The sequence below is a fragment of the Photorhabdus viridis genome, from assembly GCF_040256935.1.
Classification (GTDB): domain Bacteria; phylum Pseudomonadota; class Gammaproteobacteria; order Enterobacterales; family Enterobacteriaceae; genus Photorhabdus; species Photorhabdus viridis.
This window is the reverse complement of sequence record NZ_JBEJZY010000064.1, coordinates 1-21,297: the sequence shown is the minus strand read 5'-3', so window position 1 is coordinate 21,297 and position 21,297 is coordinate 1. Positions and strand designations below refer to the sequence as shown.

Here is a 21,297-nt window from a genome sequence, read left to right as displayed (position 1 = left end):
GCGGCGATAGCGCGGTGGTCCCACCTGACCCCATGCCGAACTCAGCAGTGAAACGCCGTAGCGCCGATGGTAGTGTGGGGTCTCCCCATGTGAGAGTAGGGAACTGCCAGGTTTTAATTTAGCTTTGTGTGATGAAGAATGACACAGGGTGTTGTGGGTAGAAAGCCGGATAAAATCGCTGAGAGTGATTTTGAACGTTGCAGAAAGCGGCGGTCCGAATGGCAGAAGGGCTTTTCGTAAACTACCCCGATAGGTATTGAAATTTTATGTTATGGTAACAACATAAAGAACAAGAAATTCGGTGGTGCGGTAGTTCAGTTGGTTAGAATACCGGCCTGTCACGCCGGGGGTCGCGGGTTCGAGCCCCGTCCGCACCGCCACTTAATTTACAGAGAAACCCTGAGAGAAATCTCAGGGTTTTTTCTGTTTAATAAATATTAAAATCAATAATTCCCTCATTATATTTGATAAAATCAGGTGGTTTTAATATTACTTTCTGCATTGAAGAGGTTTTTCACGTGGTAAAGAAAACCTATGCAATAAGATATGTCGCTGGGCAACCTGTTGAACGTGTTTTTCCGATGTCAACCCACCAGCTTGGAAGGTCATTACCTGTAGGTATTCCTTTGATTACTGATACAAATGAGCTTAGGGTTGTTGTATGGAATATTTATAAACAGCAGCGCCCTTCATGGAGAAAGGTTCTGAAGGAGCTTACTAATGAAAGCCAGTTAATTTTATTGCAAGAAGCGCAGACAACCCCTGATTTAGTTGAATTTGCTACTTCAAATTATTTGACAGCTGATCAAGTTCCCGCATTTTTATTGCCTCAACATCCCTCTGGTGTAATGACGCTAGCAACTTCTCATCCTATCTATTGTTGCCCATTGAGAGAGAAAGAGCCTCTTTTACGCTTATCTAAATCAGCTCTTATCACTGTTTATTCTTTACAGGATAATCGCCAGTTGATGGTTATTAATGTACATGCGATAAATTTCAGTTTTGGTGTGGATGTGTATAGCCGTCAGCTGAATAATATTGGTGTTCATATTCGTTTACATAATGGCCCGGTAATTATGGCTGGTGACTTTAATGCATGGAGTAAGCAACGATTAAATGCTCTTAAGCGTTTTACCGGACATTTACATCTTAAAGAAGTATCTTTTACTGATGATTGTCGAACAATTGCATTTGGAAGACCTTTAGATTTTATTTTTTATCGAGAGTTAAATGTATCTAATGCTATTGTTATGCCTACAGATGCTTCTGATCATAATCCTCTTATTGCGAATTTTTATTAATATTTTATTTTAAAAGCATGTTTATCTATTTTTTTATGAAAGATTATTATTTGATTTTTCATTTAACTTATTGAAAGTAAATGTAATTGTTTTTTATATATAAGTGGATTTATATTCCAAAAATAAAAAATTATTCTTATTAGTCTAATCTGCCATATTAAAATATTAGTTATATCATATTTAGACAGATAAGAATAAATGCCAGATTATTCTGGCATTTATAAGGATGTATTATTTAATTTGATGAGTTTGGGAAGTATTTTTCTTTATACTCAAGAAATAGGTAATTGACAATAAGGCTACCCATGCAATTCCTACAATTAATGCAATACGGGTTTTCTCAAAATAGCCCAGTAATACAATAACGAATACCATAAAGATAATTGTTAATATTGGTGCTATTGGCCACATAGGAACAGGGAATTTTAGTGTTTTAACTTCTTCTTTACTCATTTTGCGGCGCATAGCAACCTGAGAAAGCAGGATCATCAGCCATACCCACACAGTGGCAAATGTTGCGATAGAAGCAATGATAACGAAAATTTCATTCGGAAGCAGATAATTAAGAACAACGCCAATCAGCAGGACGGTTGACATAACGACCACCGTCATCCACGGTACACCATTACGGCTCAGCTTGGTGAATGATTTAGGCGCTTGTCCTTCTTGGGCCATACCATACATCATTCGGCCAGCACCAAAAATATCGCTGTTAATCGCAGAAATTGCGGCAGTAATAACCACAATGTTGAGAATATTAGCCGCAGAATTGATACCTAAGCTGGAAAAAATTTGTACGAATGGACTCCCTTCCTGACCAATTTGATTCCACGGATAGATACACATCAGAATAAACAGGGTCAATACGTAGAACAACAAAATACGGAAAGGAACAGCATTGATTGCTTTTGGGATAGTTTTTTCAGGATTTTTAGCTTCGCTGGCAGTGATGCCAATAACTTCAATACCACCAAAAGCAAACATCACAATGGCAAGTGAAGCTATTACACCACTGATGCCATTAGGCATAAAACCGCCATATTCCCATAAACTGGAAATACCGGTTACATGGTCTGTTTCCTGACCGAATCCATATATCATGATAGCCATGCCGCCGATAATCATAGCAATAATTGCGGTAACTTTCACAATAGACAGCCAGAATTCCATTTCACCAAAAATCTTCACGTGGCAAAGATTAATTGCGCCAATGAAGCAGATAATACTCAGCACCCAGATCCACTGTTCTACATGAGGAAACCAGAGCTTCATATAAAAGCCGAATGCAGTAACGTCAGCTAGGCAGACAATCAGCATTTCGAATATATAATTCCATCCGGTTAGAAATCCGGCCAAAGGACCGAGGTAATGGCTGGCATAGTGTGAAAAAGAGCCGGCTACTGGGTGGTGAACAGCCATTTCACCTAATGCACGCATCACCATAAATACAGCGGCCCCGCCGATTAAATAGGCGAGTAATACGGCTGGGCCAGCTTGTTGGATAGCAGCTGCGGAGCCATAGAACAGCCCTGTGCCTATTGCGGAGCCTAATGCCATAAAGCGGATGTGCCGCCCGGTTAGACCCCGTTTCAGCTGAGTTTCATTATTCTGCATTATTTATTCCTGTCACTTTCTCAGGCTAGATATATTTTAAGCGCACAATGCCCCGACAAGCTTTATATTAGCTGAGCGAAGCAAACTCTGTACCTTACCATAAAGATTGATGTCCGCGGGATAGATATCTGTAATAATGCGCTCCTATCTAATGAAACCAGAGATTTTTATGTTTTACCCGATTAACGAAATATTTCAGACATTGCAGGGAGAAGGTTTTTTTACGGGAGTCCCGGCAATTTTTATTCGTCTACAAGGGTGTCCGGTTGGTTGTAGCTGGTGTGATACTAAACACACCTGGGAGAAAGAAGCCAAAAAGCAACGGATGCTGGAGACAATCTTATTGAAGACGAGTGAAAGCGATGAATGGGGTGAAGCATCACCTGAGCAAATTGCAGCACTGTTTGTTCAACAGGGATATACTGCGCGTCATGTTGTTATTACTGGTGGTGAGCCTTGCCTTTATGATCTTACTCCTCTGACTGAAGAGTTAGAAAGCCTTGGCTATCAATGCCAGATAGAAACCAGTGGTACGTATCATGTTAAATGTTCTTTTGCCACTTGGGTGACAGTTTCGCCAAAAGTTAAAATGCGTGGTGGTTATCAGGTATTGCAGCAAGCTTTGCAGAGAGCTAATGAAATAAAACATCCAGTTGCACGTGAAAGAGACATTGAAGCACTGGATGAGTTATTAGCGGCATTGGATGACAACTCGTCGCGTATTATTGCATTGCAACCGATTAGCCAGAAAGAAGACGCTACTCGTTTATGTATTGAAACTTGTATTGCGCGCAATTGGCGGCTTTCTATGCAAACACATAAGTATTTGAATATTGCCTGAGAGATTACTGCACTGGAGGTTTCCTGGTGCAGTAATTTGTTTCACTTTCCGCGGAAAATACATCCTGCGTTACAGGTTTCTTTCACCATAACGGCACTGAGTTGTGGAATTGAGGGTTTAACCTTCGCCCAAATCCAGGCTGCCAGTATTTCGCTGGTTGGGTTTTCCAGTCCAGGGATATCATTCAGGTAGTGGTGATCTAACTGTTCCCAAACGGGTTTAAATACAGTTTTTAGATCAGCAAAGTCCATGATCCAACCACTATGAGGATCGACTTCCCCGGTAATTTCCAGTCGAACCATAAATGAGTGCCCATGCAGGCGTCCGCATTTATGGCCTTTTGGAACATGTGGTAGGTGGTGGGCGGCTTCAAACTGAAAATCTTTAAAAATCGTTGTGCTCATAGTGGTTCTCCCTGACTTCAAAAAACCCGCTATTCTACCCGATCTTCTGAATTAAACCTGGTTTTTTCCTTTTTTTGCAATTGCCCTTATTAACTGTTTTATAGATATATTAAACCTGTAAATATGGTTAGGCGTTTTGGTTATTTGATATTGCGATAGTTTCTTTAAATAGTGACAAGTTGCTGAGATAACCTTACTAACTACCCCTATTTATTTTCTTTACTAAAGATAACAGACATTGGTAATCGTAAAGGGCAGCACAGGATAATGAGCATAAAACCACCTTCAATTTCACTTCTGCCGGTTTCGCCTGAACAGCTAGCACGTTTGCAATCGGCAATTGGGGATTTTTCACCGAATCAGTTAGCTTGGCTGTCTGGTTATTTTTGGGGCATGATGAATCAACAGCCAAAGGTTCAGTCCGTGGCTTCAGCGATTCCGGCACAGGAGACGATTACAGTAATTTCAGCTTCACAGACAGGTAATGCCCGCCGTTTAGCTGAACAGCTTCGTGATGATCTGTTGGCAGAGAAACTCAATGTTAATCTGTTCAATGCCGGTGATTATAAATTCAAACAAATTGCTCAAGAGAAAATGCTCATCATTGTCGCTTCTACGCAAGGTGAAGGAGAACCAGCCGAAGAAGCGATTGCATTATATAAATATCTCTATTCTAAAAAGGCGCCGAAGCTGCGTGGTACTGAGTTTGCTGTTTTTGGTCTGGGTGATACTTCTTATGAGAAATTCTGTCAGGCAGGAAAAGATTTTGATAATCGTCTGAATGAATTGGGGGCTCAACGGCTTCTGGATCGTGTCGATAGTGATGTGGAATATCAGGAGGTTGCGGCTCAGTGGCGTAAGCGATTAACTGAAATCCTGAAACAGCGTATTCCTGTGCAGACAAATACGGCGATGACTTTTGTACAGAGCGAATCGGTACATGAAGTTTTTTCAACTCCTTATACTAAGCAGGCGCCATTGACAGCGGCCTTAGCAACCCGTCAGAAAATAACGGGCCGTGGTTCTGATAAAGATGTTCGCCATATTGAAATTGATCTGGGAGATTCAGGTCTGCGTTATCAACCAGGTGATGCTTTGGGTGTCTGGTTTAAAAATGATCCGGCTCTGGTGGATGAATTGTTGAATCTACTCTGGTTGGAAGGAACAGAACAGGTTGAGATTAATGGTCAGAAATTACCATTAAGGGAAGCGCTGATCAGCCATGTTGAGCTAACCCAAAACACCAGCTTGATTGTAGAAAAATATGCTGTGCTGGCAAAAAATGAAAAATTACTGTCTCTGATTGCTGATAAACAGGCATTACAGCAATACGCTCACAATAAACCTATTGCTGATATGGTAAGAGAGGCTGCTTCTCAGCCAGAAGCTCAACAGTTTATTGATTTATTGCGGCCTCTAACGCCAAGGCTTTATTCAATTTCCTCCTCTCAGGCTGAAGTAGAAAATGAAGTTCATATTACAGTCGGTGTTGTTCGTTATGAAATTGATGGACGGGCTCGTACTGGCGGTGCATCCGGCTATTTGGCAGATCGCTTACAGGAAGAGGGCGATATTCGTATTTTTATCGAGCATAACGACAATTTCCGCTTGCCTGCCAATCCGCAAACACCTGTCATCATGATTGGGCCGGGAACTGGAATCGCTCCATTCCGGGCATTTATGCAGCAAAGAGATACAGATGGCGCTGAGGGGAAAAATTGGCTGCTCTTTGGTAATCCACATTTTACGGAAGATTTTCTCTATCAAGTGGAGTGGCAGCGTTATGTCAAAGATGGTCTGTTGACTCGTATTGATCTAGCGTGGTCCCGCGATCAGCAGCATAAGGTTTATGTTCAGGACAAATTGCGTGAACAGGGTGAAGAAGTATGGCGTTGGATAAAGGAAGGGGCACATCTGTATGTATGTGGTGATGCAAACCGCATGGCGAAAGATGTGGAGCGTGCATTGCTGGATATTATTTCTGAGTATGGTGGCATGGATGCCGAACAGGCAGATGAATTCTTAAGTGAACTGCGCCTTGAGCGCCGTTATCAGAGGGATGTGTACTAATGAGTGATAAACAACATGGTCCTTTGATTGTCGAAGGTAAACTGGCTGATAGTGAGCGTATGAAGCAGGCGAGTAACTTCCTGCGAGGTACAATCAGTGAAGATTTAACCAATGGCTTAACGGGAGGTTTCGCAGGGGACAATTTCCTGTTGATTCGCTTTCATGGCATGTATCAGCAGGATGATCGTGATATTCGTGCTGAACGGGCAGCGCAAAAACTGGAGCCACGCCATGCGATGATGTTGCGCTGTCGTCTGCCGGGTGGTGTTATTACGCCGCAACAATGGCTGGGTATTGATAAGTTTGCTGAAGAGAACACTCTGTATGGCAGTATCCGGTTGACTAATCGTCAGACATTTCAATTTCATGGCATTTTGAAAGGGGATGTAAAACCCGCACAGCAATTACTGAATCAGGTTGGTCTGGATTCGCTTGCGACGGCGAATGACGTTAACCGAAATGTGCTTTGTACTTCGAATCCTATTCAATCAGAGTTGCACCAGCAAGCCTACGAATGGGCGAAGAAAATTTCAGAACATTTGCTGCCACGCACCCGAGCTTATGCTGAACTCTGGCTGGATAAAGAAAAAGTCGCAACTACTGATGAAGAGCCGATTCTTGGTGCGACTTATTTGCCTCGTAAATTTAAAACCACGGTTGTTATCCCTCCTCAGAATGATGTTGATCTACATGCCAACGACCTGAACTTTATTGCTATTGCAGAAGGTGGGAAGTTGATTGGTTTTAACGTGCTGGTGGGTGGTGGTTTGGCAATGACTCACGGTGATAAAAATACGTATCCACGTATGGCGAGTGAATTTGGTTATATTCCGCTTGAGCATACATTGGCGATTGCTGAATCTGTAGTGACTACTCAGCGTGACTGGGGGAACCGGACCGAGCGTAAAAATGCCAAAACCAAATATACGTTGGAGCGGGTTGGTGTTGACACCTTTAAAGAGGAAGTGGAAAAACGCGCAGGCGTGAAATTTGAAGCAATCCGGTCTTATGAATTTACTGGTCGTGGTGATCAAATTGGCTGGCTGAAAGGAATCGATGATAAATGGCATTTGACGCTGTTTATTGAGAATGGTCGCCTTTTGGACTATCCCGGCAGACCACTGAAAAGTGGCATTGCCGAAATTGCAAAAATCCACAAAGGGGATTTTCGCCTGACAGCTAACCAAAACTTAATTATTGCTGGTATTCCTGAAGGTGAAAAACAACGAATTGAAACTATCGCCCGAGAACATGGGCTGATTGATAATAAAACCACAGTCCAGCGTGAAAACTCAATGGCCTGTGTCTCTTTCCCAACCTGCCCGTTAGCAATGGCTGAAGCTGAACGTTTCTTACCGGAGTTTGTCACTTACGTTGAACAACTGATGGATAAACATGGTATTAGTGATGAACATATTGTCTTGCGGGTGACAGGTTGCCCAAATGGCTGTGGTAGAGCTATGTTGGCGGAAGTGGGGCTGGTGGGTAAAGCGCTTGATCGTTATAACCTTCATCTTGGCGGTAACCGGATCGGTACTCGTATTCCTCGAATGTATAAAGAAAATATCAGTTCTGAAGCAATCTTATCCATCATGGATGAACTTATCGGGCGTTGGGCGGTAGAGCGGCAACCAAATGAGGGCTTTGGCGATTTCCTGATCCGTACCGATATTATCAAACCGGTACTGGATTCGGCCCGCGATTTTTATGATTGGCAGGAGGTGGTATGAGCCAACTCAGCTTATCACAATTGGTTGGAGTGGAGACAGAACAGCAGGAGACATTACTGGTTGAAGTTAATCAGCGACTTGAAATTATGGATGCTCATCAGCGGGTAAATTGGGCATTGGAGAATTTGCCGGGGGAGTTTGTTCTTTCTTCCAGTTTTGGCATTCAGGCGGCGGTATGTCTTCATTTAGTAACACAGGAATACCCGAATATCCCTGTCATCCTTACTGATACTGGCTATTTATTCCCTGAAACTTATCAATTCATAGATAAATTAACAACGCAACTGAAACTGAATCTGCAAGTATTCAGTGCTGAACACTCTCCAGCCTGGCAAGAAGCACGTTATGGAAAATTGTGGGAACAAGGTGTAGAGGGAATAGAACGTTACAATCAGATTAATAAAGTCGAGCCAATGAAGCGTGCTTTAAAAAATCTGAATGCACAAAGCTGGCTTGCTGGTTTACGTCGCCAGCAATCTGAAAGCCGATCAAAATTACCGGTTTTGTCTATACAGCGTGGCGTATTTAAGATCTTGCCGATTATCGACTGGGATAATAGACGTGTACATCAATATCTTACAAAGCATGGGTTGGAATATCATCCATTGTGGGAACAGGGTTATCTCTCTGTTGGCGATATCCATACAACCCAAAAATGGGAACCGGGCATGAGTGAAGAACAAACTCGTTTCTTTGGATTAAAGCGAGAATGTGGGTTACATGAAAATTAAAAAACGGATATTTCCTGAGGGGGATTGATGATAAAGCCCTCGCTTTGTTTTATGGCGGGGGCGTGGTTGCTTCTGCGGCTGGGTTGCATAGTTAACAAACAATCTCTTCCACTTATCTATTTAATTATCACCTTACAATTTACTAAATCTGTTAGCTTTCTTGCAGATTTAGTTGATTAATTTGCACAACCTGCCGTTCCTGCACATCATGGAACTTATTGTATTTATAATGACTTCTTAACAAAAACTATGATTAAAGTTGCACTTATTGACGACCATGTAGTCGTCCGTTCCGGCTTTGCCCAATTACTAACGCTTGAGCATGATCTTGAGATTGCCGGGCAATACGCCAGTGCTAGCGAAGCCTGGCTGGATTTACTCAGAAACCCGATTGATGTGGCAGTGATGGATATCGCTATGCCGGATGAGAGTGGTTTGCATCTGCTCGCCCGGTTACGGCAAAAACGGCCTGATTTTCGCACCATTATTCTCAGCATTTATGACACCACGGCATTTGTACAAAGCGCTTTGGATGCCGGAGCTTGCGGTTATCTCACTAAACGATGTGGCCCGGAAGAATTAGTACAGGCAGTACGCTCAGTACATAAAGGCGGTTTTTATCTGTGTGCTGATGCACTGAAAGCCCTGCGTCAGACACCACAAGAAGTTAAAGCACTGCAAGCCCTGACACCCAGAGAACGGGAAATATTTGATTTGCTCATCAATGGCATCACGGTTAAAGCTATCGCTGAACAACTTAATCTCAGCCATAAAACTGTTCATGTTCATCGTGCCAATATTCTTGGCAAATTGCAGTGCGAGAGCACGATCGAGCTGGTTCATTATGCCCTGCAACATCAGATTCTGACAGGGAACGTATGAACGGAAGAACACGATTTGGCCTGTTATCACTATTCCTGCTGATTTTTTATTCGTTGAGCTGGCTTGCTCTGTGGACCATCAGTTTCTACCTGAATGATAATGGGCAACAGGCTGCACTGCTGCTGCCACAAGGGTTACGGCTGGCGCTGCTTGTTCTGCTGGGGCGTCGCTATCTGCCAATCCTGTTAGCAACCGAGGTTATCATCTTGCTATGGCTCGATAGCGAGCAGCTTATTACTAACAATATTATTCTGTTATCGCCATTTCTCAGCTTGATGCCTACCTTTATGGTACAGCGGAGCTGGTGGCGCTATACCTTATATTGGCAACGGCTCTCTATTTTGCTGGCAGCCGTTGCCGCCAATAGTATGTTACAGGCTGTCTGTCTGGGATTTTCTCTGACTGCCAGCGCCAGCCATCTGTTTCTTACCTCTTTGACCGGCGGGGTTTTACTATCGCCTTTTGTTTATCTGATCTATGAATATCTGCGTCAGCAACATCTGAGAAATATTCTGGAACCTGACCATCCGGATCCACAGTTACGCACTTCATTGGTGATGTGGTGCTGCCTGTTCTGCTTTCTGGGATTGAGTGCTCAGATCTTTATGTCACCGGAAATTGAGCGGCTTTTGGTAATCCTGGTATTTATTCCCAATGTATTTATGGCCTATCGCTATGGCTGGCAAGGTGGCGTATTGGCGGCTTTACTGGGCAGTCTGATGATAACGTCAGCCCGGCAATTTAGTGGCGCTTTTAACGATTTACGCGAATTGGAGATGTTCCTGACCATTCAGGCGCTATTAGGAATAGGGCTTGGAATAGCTATCAGTCGTCAACAGCAACTCTCTGAAAACCTGCAACGCTACCGTGAATTATTGGAGAAGGAGTTAACTGCCCGCCATATTCTGATGCAGAAACTGGTTCACACAGAAGAAGATATTTGCAAAAGTATTGCCCGCGAGTTACATGATGAAATTGGGCAAAATATTACTGCTATCCAAATTCAGGCAACACTGGTAAAGCGCACTGCCACTACCCCGGCAATAGCAACGATCGCAGAGCAAATCAATCATCTTGCCCAACAAATCCATCAATCTACTCGTCAATTACTGCGTCAATTGAGGCCACCGGTTCTGGAAGAGATGTCTTTAGAAAAAGCGTTTCACCATTTAATTAATGAGTTTGCTTTTAAGCAGCAGGGTATTAATTGCCAGTTGAATTATCAACTTCCCCAAAATCCAGCGAATGAAACCGTGGTTTTTACTCTTTATCGTTTGGTTCAGGAGTTACTGAACAATATCAGCAAACATGCCAAAGCGACCCGCATCGATATCACGCTGCGGCAATGCAGGAATGTGATCGAACTCAGAATCAGTGATAACGGCATTGGTATCACTGAAGATAAAAGGAAAGGCGGGTTTGGCCTCCAGGGGATTGAAGAGCGCATCCGGGCGTTAGGTGGAGACTGGCAGTTAAACAACGATAACGGTACTCGCATAATTGTTAACCTGCCCACAAATTCTGATGAAAATCAAGTATAACTAAGAATGATTCCTAATTACCTAAAACCTTATCCCATCCATTTTCATTAATGTTTCTTTACATTCCTTTTTCATGGAGGAATCGCATATGCAAACCACCAGCCAGGAACAAGTTTCACAACGTTATCGCTACTGGCGCAGCCGTTTGCTGATTTCCATGATTATTGGTTATGCTGCATTTTATCTGACACGAAAAAGCTTCAACTTTGTTATGCCGGTCATGCAGTTGGAACTGGGGCTGGATAAAGGGGATATCGGCTGGATAACCAGCCTGTTTTACCTGGCTTACGGCGGCTCAAAATTTATTTCCGGTGTATTCCATGATCGCACCGGCTATCGCTGGTTTATGGGTGCCGGATTAGTGATGACTGGCGTGCTGAACATTATTTTCGCTTTTTGTTCATCATTTCCTGCACTACTGATTATCTGGACACTGAACGGCTTCTTTCAAGGTTGGGGATGGCCGCCCTGCGCCAGGTTACTGACACATTGGTACTCCCGCAATGAACGGGGTTTCTGGTGGGGATGCTGGAATATCTCCATCAATGTTGTCGGTGTCACTATCCCGATGCTGTCAGCTTTTTTGGCGACGACTTACGGCTGGCAAGCAGCGCTGATGATGCCGGGAATTATCGGTATTTTACTGGGTATCTGGCTCTGCCATCAGTTATGCGACATACCACAAAAGCAAAGTTTACCCAGTGTAGGGCACTGGCGACAGGATTCACTAGAGCTTCGGCACGAGCAGTTATCGCCCCCCATGCCGATGATGCAGATACTGCGGGACACAATACTGATTAACAGAACTATCTGGTTATTAGGGCTCTCCTACATTCTGGTTTACCTCATCAGAATGGCGATTAATGACTGGGGAAATCTGTGGTTGTCAGAAACACATGGCGCCAATCTGCTCAGTGCCAACGCAACACTCTCGCTGTTTGAGCTGGGCGGTTTAACAGGCGCACTTTTTTCCGGCTGGGGATCTGATTTACTGTTCCGCGGTCAACGCGCCCCGATGATTTTACTGTTTGCCCTGGGGTTGTTTATCTCTGTCACCGCATTGTGGCTAATGCCCATTCATCACTATGCGCTGTTGGCAGTCTGTTTCTTCAGTATCGGTTTTTTTATATTTGGCCCGCAAATGCTGATTGGGCTGGCGGCAACAGAATATTGCCATAAACAAGCCGCCGGAACGGTCACTGGTTATCTGGGGTTGTACGCCTATTTGGGCGCTGCAATGGCAGGCTGGCCGCTAAGTCAGGTCGTTGCACACTATGGCTGGTCAGGGATGTTTGCCCTGCTCACCATCGCAGCCGCCATGATGGGTTTGCTGTTGATGCCACTGTTAATGGCAAACGTCAGTAAAAGGGAACATATGGCAGGGGTAGCATCGCTACTTTCCAATGATAAGAAGTTCTGAATACAAAGGACAAAATAATGAAACTGAAACCTTTCTCTACACTTATCGCTGCGGGTCTGGTCGTTGCTGCATTTACCCACAGTGCTCAGGCAGCCGGTCGCTTGATTGTTTATTGCAGTGCGACTAACGCCTTGTGTGAAGCCGAAACCAGAGCATTCGGTGAAAAATATAATGTAAAAACCACGTTTGTCCGTAACGGTTCAGGCAGTACCTTGGCGAAAATTGAAGCGGAAAAACGTAATCCACAAGCTGACGTCTGGTACGGCGGCACGCTGGATCCACACTCTCAGGCAGGAGAGATGGATCTGCTGGCCCCATATAAATCCCCTAATCTGGCGCAAATTATGCCGCAGTTCCGTGATCCGGCCAAACGTAAGGGCAACTACACTTCTGCGGTTTACGTCGGAATTCTTGGCTATGGCGTCAATACCGAACGTCTGAAAGAGAAAAATATCCCTGTTCCAACCTGCTGGAAAGATTTGACCAAACCGATTTATAAAGGTGAAATCCAGATCGCCGATCCTCAAAGTTCAGGCACCGCTTACACCGCACTGGCAACCTTTGTTCAGTTATGGGGCAAAGATCAGGCATTTGATTACCTGAAAAAGCTGAATGCCAACATTTCCCAATACACTAAATCTGGTGTCGCACCAGCACGTAACGCCGCCCGTGGTGAATCCGCCATCGGCATCGGCTTCCTGCATGATTACTCTCTGGAAGTGGAAAACGGCGCACCATTGAAACTTATCGCACCATGTGAAAGTACCGGATATGAAATCGGCGGCGTCAGTATCATCAAAAATGCTCGCAATATGGACAACGCTAAACTATTTATTGACTGGGCGCTGTCCAAAGAAGCACAAGAACTGAGCTGGAAGAAAGGTAAAGCCTATCAGATCCTGACCAACACCACAGCAAAAGCGTCTCCTCTGGCACTTAAATTGTCCGATCTGAAGCTGATCAATTACGACATGGATAAATTTGGCGCTAATGATATGCGTAAAGCACTCATCACCGAATGGGTGACAGATGTGAAGATGGCTAAATAAAGTCTATCAAGGGCGGGTAACACCGTCCTTAGAAACTATCCATCGGGCTATCTTGTTTTCCCGTACTCATAACGCCACAAGGATAGATTCTTACTGCTGTTGCCTCACGATAATAATAAAAGAGGGAAATTATGTCTTACACGCTTACTTTGCCTACCAGACAGAAGCAGGATGCTGTGTTCTGGTGGATTGCCCTAACATGGTTGGCTTTCGCCCTTTTGCCATCCTGGAGCCTGGACTACGGCCTTTTCGACTCCACTCAAGATGAGATTTTCACCGCCTATGGCTGGAACGGATTAAACATCAGTTTACTGTGGTTCTTGCTCCCATTGGCGCTGTTACTACGCCCACTCACGCCAGCAAACCGCAATCAGCGTAACCGGCACTATTTTGATGCGTGTTACGCCTTATTATGCGCTTTGTTTGTTATTATCAGTGCGGCCATTATTGGTCGTGGACTGGGATACTCGACGATTATTTTGTTTATCTCATTGAGCTCAATTATTACCCTTGCCCTGACCCGTCTTGAATGGCTGGGTGGTGATCGTTTTGTTATCGGCTCACTGGTTGCGGTTATTGTCCTGATCGGGGCATTTATCCTTTATCCGAGTATTGCCATCTTTATACCGATGTTTACGGATGATACCGGTCAATTTGCTCCATTTGCCTTTATCTCGATCTTGGGACAGGCACATATTATTCAGGTTATCACTAACTCCATTCTGCTCTCGCTGGCAGTGGGTGTAGGTTGTACCTTCTTCGGGCTGGTTCTGGCAATTTATACCTCCAGAATCGCCCGTCGCTCTGCCATTATTGGCCGGGTATTCTCTATCTTGCCCATCGTCACACCCCCGTTTGTTGTCGGCTTGGGCGTCACGCTGATGATGGGCCGTTCCGGTTATATTACCGAGTTTATGGCAACTTGGTTTGGCCTCACCAATACCAACTGGCTGTATGGCTTTACCGGTATCTGGCTGGCTCAGGTGCTGGCCTTTACGCCAATGGCGTTTATGATCCTTGATGGCGCCATTAAAACTATCCATCCTTCACTGGAAGAAGCTGCCTATACTCTGCGCGCCAATCGCTATCAAACTTTCTTCCATATTTTTATTCCGCTGTTGAAACCTGCACTGGCAAACGCTTTCCTGATCGTGATTGTTCAATCGCTGGCGGATTTCAGTAACCCACTGGTACTAGGCGGTAGCTTCGATGTACTGGCGACTCAGATTTATTTTTATATCACCGGTTCCCAGCTTGATTATCAGGCAGCCAGTACGCTGGGCGCTTCGCTTCTGGTTTTCTCCCTGCTGATATTCTGCGTTCAGTATATGTGGATTGGTAAACGCTCCTATGTCACGGTTTCCGGTAAATCCTATCGTGGTGATGTACAGCCGCTGCCGACTTCGCTGGTTTGGGGTGTCTGTGCCATTTTGTTTATCTGGGTTGTGTTCAACATTCTGTTGTACGGCAGCATTTTCTACGGCAGTTTCACCGTAAACTGGGGAGTAGACTACACATTGACACTGGACAACTTTATCAAGCTGTTTGGTCAGGGGATGCATGATGGTGCATGGCCTTCATTACTGGATACACTGCTCTACGCCGGTATCGCTGCCCCGATTACTGCTATCCTTGGTCTGCTTATCGCTTATATCGTTGTACGTCAGGAATTCCGTGGTAAGAAAACGATCGAATTCACCACCATGCTGTGCTTTGCCGTACCGGGTACTGTTGCTGGGGTTTCCTACATTCTGGCCTTCAATGACTCACCTTTTTACCTCACCGGCACCGCGGCTATTGTCATTATCTCTATGACTATGCGAAACGTACCGGTAGGTATCCGCGCAGGCATTGCCGGCCTTGGACAGATTGATAAATCACTGGATGAAGCTTCGTTGAGCTTGCGCGCCGGATCGATGAGAACCATCTTCCATATTCTGTTGCCGTTATTGCGTCCGGCAATCCTGTCCGCCCTGATTTACAGCTTCGTCCGCGCCATTACTACCGTCAGCGCTATTGTATTTCTGGTCACACCAGAAACCCGCGTAGCGACCGCTTATATCCTGAACCGGGTGGAAGATGGTGAATATGGCGTCGCTATTGCTTACGGCTCTATTCTGATTGTGGTCATGCTGACCATTATTTTCCTATTTGACTATCTGATTGGCGAAGCACGGGTTTCTCGTTCCAAAGCCAAAAATGCACAGTAATCACGGAGTGACGACATGGCACAACAAAATTTTGTCGAACTGAAAAATGTAACCAAACGGTTCGGTAGCAACACCGTGATCGATAATCTGGATTTGTCTATCCCACAAGGGCATATGGTAACGCTGTTAGGGCCATCTGGTTGTGGTAAAACCACCGTATTGCGTCTGGTTGCCGGGCTGGAAAAACCCAGCGAAGGTAAAATTTTCATTGATGGTGAAGACGTTACAGATCGTTCTATTCAGCAGCGGGATATCTGTATGGTATTTCAGTCCTACGCCCTGTTTCCACATATGTCGCTGGGAGAAAACATTGGTTATGGACTGAAAATGCTGGGGCGGCCTAAAGCAGAGATACGCACACGGGTTAAAGAAGCATTGGAACTGGTAGACTTGGCTGGTTTTGCAGATCGTTATGTAGATCAGATTTCCGGTGGTCAACAGCAACGTGTTGCACTCGCCCGCGCTCTGATCCTTAAGCCAAAAGTCCTGCTTTTTGATGAGCCGCTTAGTAACCTCGACGCTAATCTGCGCCGTAGTATGCGTGAAAAGATCCGCGAATTGCAGCAACAATTCAATATCACCTCGTTATACGTCACTCATGATCAGAGTGAAGCATTTGCGGTATCAGATACCGTATTGGTGATGAACAAAGGCAAAATCATGCAAATCGGCGCTCCACAAACGCTCTATCGCCAGCCTGCATCTGAGTTTATGGCGAGCTTTATGGGAGATGCCAACATCTTCCCTGCTATTCTGGGTTCTGATTATGTGGAAATTTTCCACTATCGCCTGCCACGGCCAGAAAACTTTACCACCCACTGTCAATCGGTAACGGTAGGTGTCAGGCCGGAAGCCATTACCCTGAGCCGTCAAGGAAATGCGAGCCAGCGTTGTACCATCAGCCATGTGGCTTATATGGGTCCACAATATGAAGTCACGGTAAACTGGCAAGATCAAACTCTGCTGTTACAGATTAATGCGATCCAATTACAGCCTAATGTTGGCGATAATTATTATCTGGAGATCCATCCATTTGGGATGTTTATGTTGGAAGAGAAAAGCAAAAGTTAATTTGATTTAAAAAAGTCCTGACTTTCAGATCAAGAGGCCGCCATCTGGCGGCCAGATGAATCATCATATAGATTTCGAGTTTCATACTTAAAAAATCGCACTTTTTGCTAAAGATATGAATTTTTACTTTAAATTTAACCTGTTACACAGAAAACAGTGAATAATTTATGAATTTTCAGTCATTAAATCTATTTTTAGAATTGAATTATTATAAATCAATATGATAAAGGCTATTTTAAGCAGCCTTCCTTTTTTAATTTAATCTCCCATACTTGCTCATAGATTTACATAATTACATGTTGGAAATCGAGAAAAGTACGAAATCCACTTTTATCCATCACCTGACCAAGATGATTCACCAGAAGGCATAGTGAAAAAAATTAAAGAATGGCGAGCTAAAAATGGCAAGCCTGGCTTTAAAAATTAGCAATAAATTCAAATTATTACCTTAACCGGTCTATTCACGTAGATAAATAAAATCGAACAAGTCCGGTTATTACTTTATGAAATAATGATTCGAAATCACATATGTCAACATATGTGGCAACATACAATTTCGCTAATACTACCTAATGGCGCAGGTTGACCATATTTATCCAGCAATGTTATTGAGCTATTACCATCTGCTTCCTATTGACAAGGAGTCGCCCACTTTCCAGCTTGATACAATGATCGGCTAAGTGAAAGAAACGATCGTCGTGGGTGATAGCGAGTACTGCTTTACCGCGCGCCGCCAACTCGGGTAATAGCTCCTGATAGAACACCGTCTTAAACAGCGGATCCTGATCAGCGGCCCATTCATCAAACAGATAGAATGGCCGATCTTCCAAATAGGCAACCACTAGAGCAAGACGTTTTCGTTGTCCCAGTGACAAATCGCGAGTTGAGAAACATCCATTTTCAATCTTTACCTTGTGATCCAAATGTAGTTTAGTGAGCAATTCATTAGCACGTGAATCCAATGTCGAATCGGTATCGCTCAAACCTATCAATGTTTCGAAGAGATAGAAATCGGAGAAAACCGCCGAGAATAGTTGACGATAGTTGGCTCTGTTGTTGTCAGTGATCACATGTCCATCAACGGTAATTGTGCCGTTTTCTGGTGTGTAGAGCCCGACCAACAACTTAGCGAGAGTCGTTTTGCCACTGCCGTTACCGCCAATTAAAAAAGTAATTTCCCCTCGTTTTAGTTTCATATCAATTGGACCAAGCTGAAATACCTTATCTTCCTTCTCTCGATAATAACTGTGGGTAAGGCCAGACAGACGCAGTAAAGTAGCTTCACCGAATTCATTAGCAGAAATCTGCTGTGTAAATTGGTCTTGCTCATTCAACTCTGATAATACATTTCCAATGCGATTCAGTGATACACGCGCCGCATTCAGTGCTGGAATACTGTTTAACAAACCGTCTAATGGCATCAACATAAACAGAAATATAATTACATAACCAGCGAGTGTCGTTACTTCGAGGCCCGGTATTACCGTCGGGGCAAATATAACCAGCCCCAAAAACATATAGAATAAAAAGAGTATCCAGCCAGCACCGAAAGCATAAACACCGAAAGCACGGGTGCGATGCTGGCGTACTGCGTCAATTTCACGACCAAGAGAGTTAGTGAAGAAAGCCTGAGTACGTGAGAAGTGTAACTTTAACTCTTTTGCGCCAGAGAATAATGCGTTGAAATGGCTGAATAGGCGATCTTGTGCTTTGCCCGCTGCGTTGAATGAGTTGATAGCTTTAGTTCCACCGAGGCTATAACCGAGTGAACCAATGATGACTATAGCCAGCGCTAAGAAAAATACGGGCCACGACAACCAGGCCAGATAACCCAGGCAGCCCAATACAATTGAACCTTGCATCACGATATTGGGCAGAGTGAAGAATAACAGTGATACATTGGTTGCATCGTCAGTGATGATGGATTGAGCGCGAGAGGAGCCAAGCACCTCAATCTGACGGAATGATGCACGGGTAACACGTTCTGAGATGAGTTCGCGCATCTTTGCCATCGTATTCTGGCTCAGTTTAGCGAAAATCACGCCACTAAGTATGCGGCAGGCAATAGCCAGCACAGCCAGAATACCGAAATACCAAGCGAGCGAGGAATAGCTATCGTTGGCGGTTGTCACTGCTTTATTGATTAATGTGATCAAAGAAACGCTGGAAATACCATTAGCAATGCTGGCAAAAACGGCAATGGCAAGTGCCCAGCGTGAACGGTATAACAGTGAGAGTAAGATCCGATAGGTTGGTTGTTTAATTTTCGAAGTGTTCATTTATAATCCATAAGTTCTGTACGTAATCTGGCGTTAAACATAATGTATTTATCCCTTCTGGCGGGTGGCACACTAAACCTTGTCTAAATCCAGGGAAGCAAATTTCCATACCACTACACTGAAAGCCAGATTGATAAAGGATGATAAAATGCCAGCCTCGCAAGGCTGGCTTAAGGTAAAAAAATCGGGTTATTCTACTTCATGAACAAACCCTCGAAATGAGAGCTAACATAATCCAACTTTTCCCACAGTAAAGTGGCAAGTTGATTAACGTGTGGGCTAGACAGCATAGTCATGTGATTACCAGGTGCTATTATTGTACTTAGCTGAGTAACATGCCTACGCCACATTTTCTTGTGAGTTTCTGTTTTATCAACATCTCCTTCTTTAGCGTTAATCAGATGAACAAGGCCCTTATAGCTGGTATGTGGTGTATAACTCGTGTTCAGATTGGCTTGCATAACTTGGACAACACCTTGCAACAGAGATGTACTCACATTCTCTGGAAAAATGCCAGCATTCACCAAGGCTTGAAGCAGGGAGCGAATCTGTTCATCCGGTTCCTGGTTTTCGAAGTCTTGTCTGGTAAACGGTAATGGCTGAGTCAGTATCATGTTGTAGATATCGATCAACTTCATTAGCGTTTCAATCCGGCCGACAGTTTTAGGAACACTATCCTGCGGATCAGGAGCACTGGTATCAACGAGTATGAGATCGGTGACCTTTTCTCCCTGCGCCTGTAGTTGCAATGCGATCTCAAAGGCTATCCAACCACCGAAGGAATGTCCTAGCAAGTGATAGGGGCCATGAGGCTGTGTTTGACGAATGGCCTGAATATAAGCGTGAGCCGTACTTTCAACACTAATATAAGGAGGAAGGTGCGCATCTATCAGGCCGCGAGACTGCAAAGCGTGTACAGGTAGCTTCGGTGGAAAGGACAATGACAACTCGATAAAACCGGAAGCGCTGGCACCTGCTCCAGGAATACAGAAAAGTGGCGGAATAGACTTGGCTCCATTTTGGATGATGATATTCGGGGTGTAGGTTGTGGGCAATAAGTGCTCAGTGATCAAATCAGCCACTTGGTTGAGCAAAGGCTGTTGCATGATGGAGTTATGAGTCCCACCAATAGGATAGAGTACGGAATTTTCTCCAACGATATTGCGCCAGCCACGCCAAGAGTCATACTCAGCAGGTAAATTATCTGCTGTATAGAGATGGATGGGTAAAGATGAAGCGGAAGCAATATATTTTCGACCAAATTGTAAAATGGTTCTCTGAGTATAAATACGAAAGAGGATATCCTCTTTTGTAATACCGGTTGGTAGCCATTGGTGTTCTTCACAAAAGGTAAGGAGTTGGTCCATGTCATTGAAGTCATAAAGCTTATCTAAATCATGTTTATCAATAACATTTATATGATCACGCAGATATCCAATAATCGTATTGATATCTTCCTGCGTATCATTTACAGATTTATTGGCATCAATATTATGTCCACTTTCAGTATCAATTTTGAGTCCACTTAAATTGTAGGAATCGATCATACCAAGGTACTTGACTTCTTCACCGCTGCTAATCAGTTGCAAGGCCATCTCGTAAACAATGACGCCCCCGATTGACCAACCTGAGAGATGATAAGGGCCGTGAGGTTGAACTCGACGAATGGCTTGAACATGGTAAGCGGCAAGTTCTTCAATGGAAGTCGGAGGCTTCTCCAGTGTGTGGAGGCCAAGTGCCTGTAACCCATATACGGGCAGTTCCGACGGTAGCAAAGTCGCCAGTAGTGAATAAACCAGCGGGTCACCTGTGGTCTCGTGTACCAGGAATAATGGCGATAGACTGCCTTTGGGGCTTAACGGCACAGGATTTGCATCAAAAGGTGAACTTGGTTTGTTTGACTTGTTGCTAATAACCAGCGCCAAATCACATAATGTTGGATGAGAGAATAAAGTAGCCAACGACACTTCCATGCCTTGTTCGCTTATGTAGTTCAGCAATTGCACAGCTAACAACGAATGACCACCTAACTCAAAGAAATTGTCATGACGCCCGACCCGCGCCAGTCCCAACAGGTCTTGCCAGATCTGCGCCAGTCCCGTTTCAATCTCACCCTGCGGAGGCGTATAGTCCCGTGACACAATGGCCGACTGC

General features: G+C 44.3%; 15 protein-coding genes, 1 tRNA gene, 1 rRNA gene and 1 pseudogene. 14 read left to right on the top strand and 4 right to left on the bottom strand.

What is annotated here, in order from left to right:
- The 3 genes from rrf to ABR397_RS20630 all read left to right on the top strand — a co-directional run.
- Positions 1-112 (top strand): 5S ribosomal RNA (gene rrf, locus ABR397_RS20640); the annotation flags it as partial.
- Between the two features lie 191 nt (positions 113-303).
- Positions 304-380 (top strand) — tRNA-Asp (locus tag ABR397_RS20635).
- A 138-nt stretch (positions 381-518) separates the two neighbouring features.
- On the top strand, positions 519-1,301 hold the full coding sequence (locus ABR397_RS20630) for an endonuclease/exonuclease/phosphatase family protein (protein WP_350307356.1): 783 nt from the start codon (positions 519-521) through the stop codon (positions 1,299-1,301).
- Positions 1,302-1,532: 231 nt separating this feature from the next.
- On the opposite strand, the gene ABR397_RS20625 is transcribed toward ABR397_RS20630, so the two are convergent.
- Positions 1,533-2,915 carry an amino acid permease gene (locus ABR397_RS20625; protein WP_350307355.1) on the bottom strand — a complete coding sequence of 461 codons (1,383 nt, stop codon included), beginning with the start codon at positions 2,913-2,915 and terminating at the stop codon, positions 1,533-1,535.
- A 169-nt stretch (positions 2,916-3,084) separates the two neighbouring features.
- On the opposite strand from ABR397_RS20625, the gene queE reads away from it, so the two are divergent.
- Complete coding sequence (queE, locus tag ABR397_RS20620; RefSeq protein WP_350307354.1) at positions 3,085-3,756, top strand: 7-carboxy-7-deazaguanine synthase QueE; 672 nt, start codon at positions 3,085-3,087, stop codon at positions 3,754-3,756.
- 41 nt (positions 3,757-3,797) lie between these two features.
- Here the strand turns inward: queE and queD are convergent, their stop codons facing one another.
- On the bottom strand, positions 3,798-4,160 hold the full coding sequence (queD, locus tag ABR397_RS20615; RefSeq protein WP_350307353.1) for a 6-carboxytetrahydropterin synthase QueD: 363 nt from the start codon (positions 4,158-4,160) through the stop codon (positions 3,798-3,800).
- A gap of 267 nt (positions 4,161-4,427) precedes the next feature.
- Between queD and cysJ the strand changes: the two genes are divergently transcribed.
- From cysJ to ABR397_RS20565, 10 genes and pseudogenes are all read left to right on the top strand, one after another.
- Complete coding sequence (gene cysJ, locus ABR397_RS20610) at positions 4,428-6,230, top strand: NADPH-dependent assimilatory sulfite reductase flavoprotein subunit (RefSeq protein WP_350307352.1); 1,803 nt, start codon at positions 4,428-4,430, stop codon at positions 6,228-6,230.
- The gene (cysI, locus tag ABR397_RS20605) at positions 6,230-7,960 is read left to right on the top strand and encodes an assimilatory sulfite reductase (NADPH) hemoprotein subunit (protein WP_350307351.1); all 1,731 of its coding nucleotides are present in this window, start codon (positions 6,230-6,232) and stop codon (positions 7,958-7,960) included. The genes cysJ and cysI overlap by 1 nt, the downstream gene beginning before the upstream one ends.
- A complete protein-coding gene (locus tag ABR397_RS20600; RefSeq protein ID WP_350307350.1) occupies positions 7,957-8,691 on the top strand; it encodes a phosphoadenylyl-sulfate reductase in 735 nt (244 codons plus the stop codon). The genes cysI and ABR397_RS20600 overlap by 4 nt, the downstream gene beginning before the upstream one ends.
- A gap of 249 nt (positions 8,692-8,940) precedes the next feature.
- The gene (locus ABR397_RS20595; RefSeq protein ID WP_021323181.1) at positions 8,941-9,573 is read left to right on the top strand and encodes a response regulator transcription factor; all 633 of its coding nucleotides are present in this window, start codon (positions 8,941-8,943) and stop codon (positions 9,571-9,573) included.
- Positions 9,570-11,114 carry an MASE1 domain-containing sensor histidine kinase gene (locus ABR397_RS20590; RefSeq protein ID WP_350307349.1) on the top strand — a complete coding sequence of 515 codons (1,545 nt, stop codon included), beginning with the start codon at positions 9,570-9,572 and terminating at the stop codon, positions 11,112-11,114. The genes ABR397_RS20595 and ABR397_RS20590 overlap by 4 nt, the downstream gene beginning before the upstream one ends.
- Before the next feature lie 88 nt (positions 11,115-11,202).
- Entirely contained in the window at positions 11,203-12,534 is a 1,332-nt protein-coding gene (gene uhpC, locus ABR397_RS20585; RefSeq protein WP_350307348.1) for an MFS transporter family glucose-6-phosphate receptor UhpC, read from the top strand.
- A gap of 17 nt (positions 12,535-12,551) precedes the next feature.
- Entirely contained in the window at positions 12,552-13,583 is a 1,032-nt protein-coding gene (locus tag ABR397_RS20580; protein ID WP_350307347.1) for an ABC transporter substrate-binding protein, read from the top strand.
- A gap of 131 nt (positions 13,584-13,714) precedes the next feature.
- A complete protein-coding gene (locus ABR397_RS20575; RefSeq protein WP_350307346.1) occupies positions 13,715-15,793 on the top strand; it encodes an ABC transporter permease in 2,079 nt (692 codons plus the stop codon).
- Between the two features lie 15 nt (positions 15,794-15,808).
- Entirely contained in the window at positions 15,809-16,864 is a 1,056-nt protein-coding gene (fbpC, locus tag ABR397_RS20570) for a ferric ABC transporter ATP-binding protein (protein ID WP_350307345.1), read from the top strand.
- A gap of 319 nt (positions 16,865-17,183) precedes the next feature.
- Positions 17,184-17,291: pseudogene (locus ABR397_RS20565) on the top strand (bacteriocin immunity protein); the annotation flags it as partial.
- A 178-nt stretch (positions 17,292-17,469) separates the two neighbouring features.
- Here the strand turns inward: ABR397_RS20565 and ABR397_RS20560 are convergent.
- Positions 17,470-19,143 (bottom strand): cyclic peptide export ABC transporter, encoded by a 1,674-nt coding sequence (locus ABR397_RS20560; protein ID WP_350307344.1) that lies wholly within the window; start codon positions 19,141-19,143, stop codon positions 17,470-17,472.
- A gap of 194 nt (positions 19,144-19,337) precedes the next feature.
- The coding region (locus ABR397_RS20555; RefSeq protein WP_350307343.1) for a thioesterase domain-containing protein at positions 19,338-21,297 on the bottom strand (1,960 nt) is incomplete at its 5' end.

Coding starts and splice junctions, on each gene's coding strand:
- ABR397_RS20625 (WP_350307355.1), bottom strand. CDS start 2,915: ATGCAGAATAATGAAACTCAGCTGAAACGGGGTCTAACCGGGCGGCAC.
- queE (WP_350307354.1), top strand. CDS start 3,085: ATGTTTTACCCGATTAACGAAATATTTCAGACATTGCAGGGAGAAGGT.
- queD (WP_350307353.1), bottom strand. CDS start 4,160: ATGAGCACAACGATTTTTAAAGATTTTCAGTTTGAAGCCGCCCACCAC.
- cysJ (WP_350307352.1), top strand. CDS start 4,428: ATGAGCATAAAACCACCTTCAATTTCACTTCTGCCGGTTTCGCCTGAA.
- cysI (WP_350307351.1), top strand. CDS start 6,230: ATGAGTGATAAACAACATGGTCCTTTGATTGTCGAAGGTAAACTGGCT.
- ABR397_RS20600 (WP_350307350.1), top strand. CDS start 7,957: ATGAGCCAACTCAGCTTATCACAATTGGTTGGAGTGGAGACAGAACAG.
- ABR397_RS20595 (WP_021323181.1), top strand. CDS start 8,941: ATGATTAAAGTTGCACTTATTGACGACCATGTAGTCGTCCGTTCCGGC.
- ABR397_RS20590 (WP_350307349.1), top strand. CDS start 9,570: ATGAACGGAAGAACACGATTTGGCCTGTTATCACTATTCCTGCTGATT.
- uhpC (WP_350307348.1), top strand. CDS start 11,203: ATGCAAACCACCAGCCAGGAACAAGTTTCACAACGTTATCGCTACTGG.
- ABR397_RS20580 (WP_350307347.1), top strand. CDS start 12,552: ATGAAACTGAAACCTTTCTCTACACTTATCGCTGCGGGTCTGGTCGTT.
- ABR397_RS20575 (WP_350307346.1), top strand. CDS start 13,715: ATGTCTTACACGCTTACTTTGCCTACCAGACAGAAGCAGGATGCTGTG.
- fbpC (WP_350307345.1), top strand. CDS start 15,809: ATGGCACAACAAAATTTTGTCGAACTGAAAAATGTAACCAAACGGTTC.
- ABR397_RS20560 (WP_350307344.1), bottom strand. CDS start 19,143: ATGAACACTTCGAAAATTAAACAACCAACCTATCGGATCTTACTCTCA.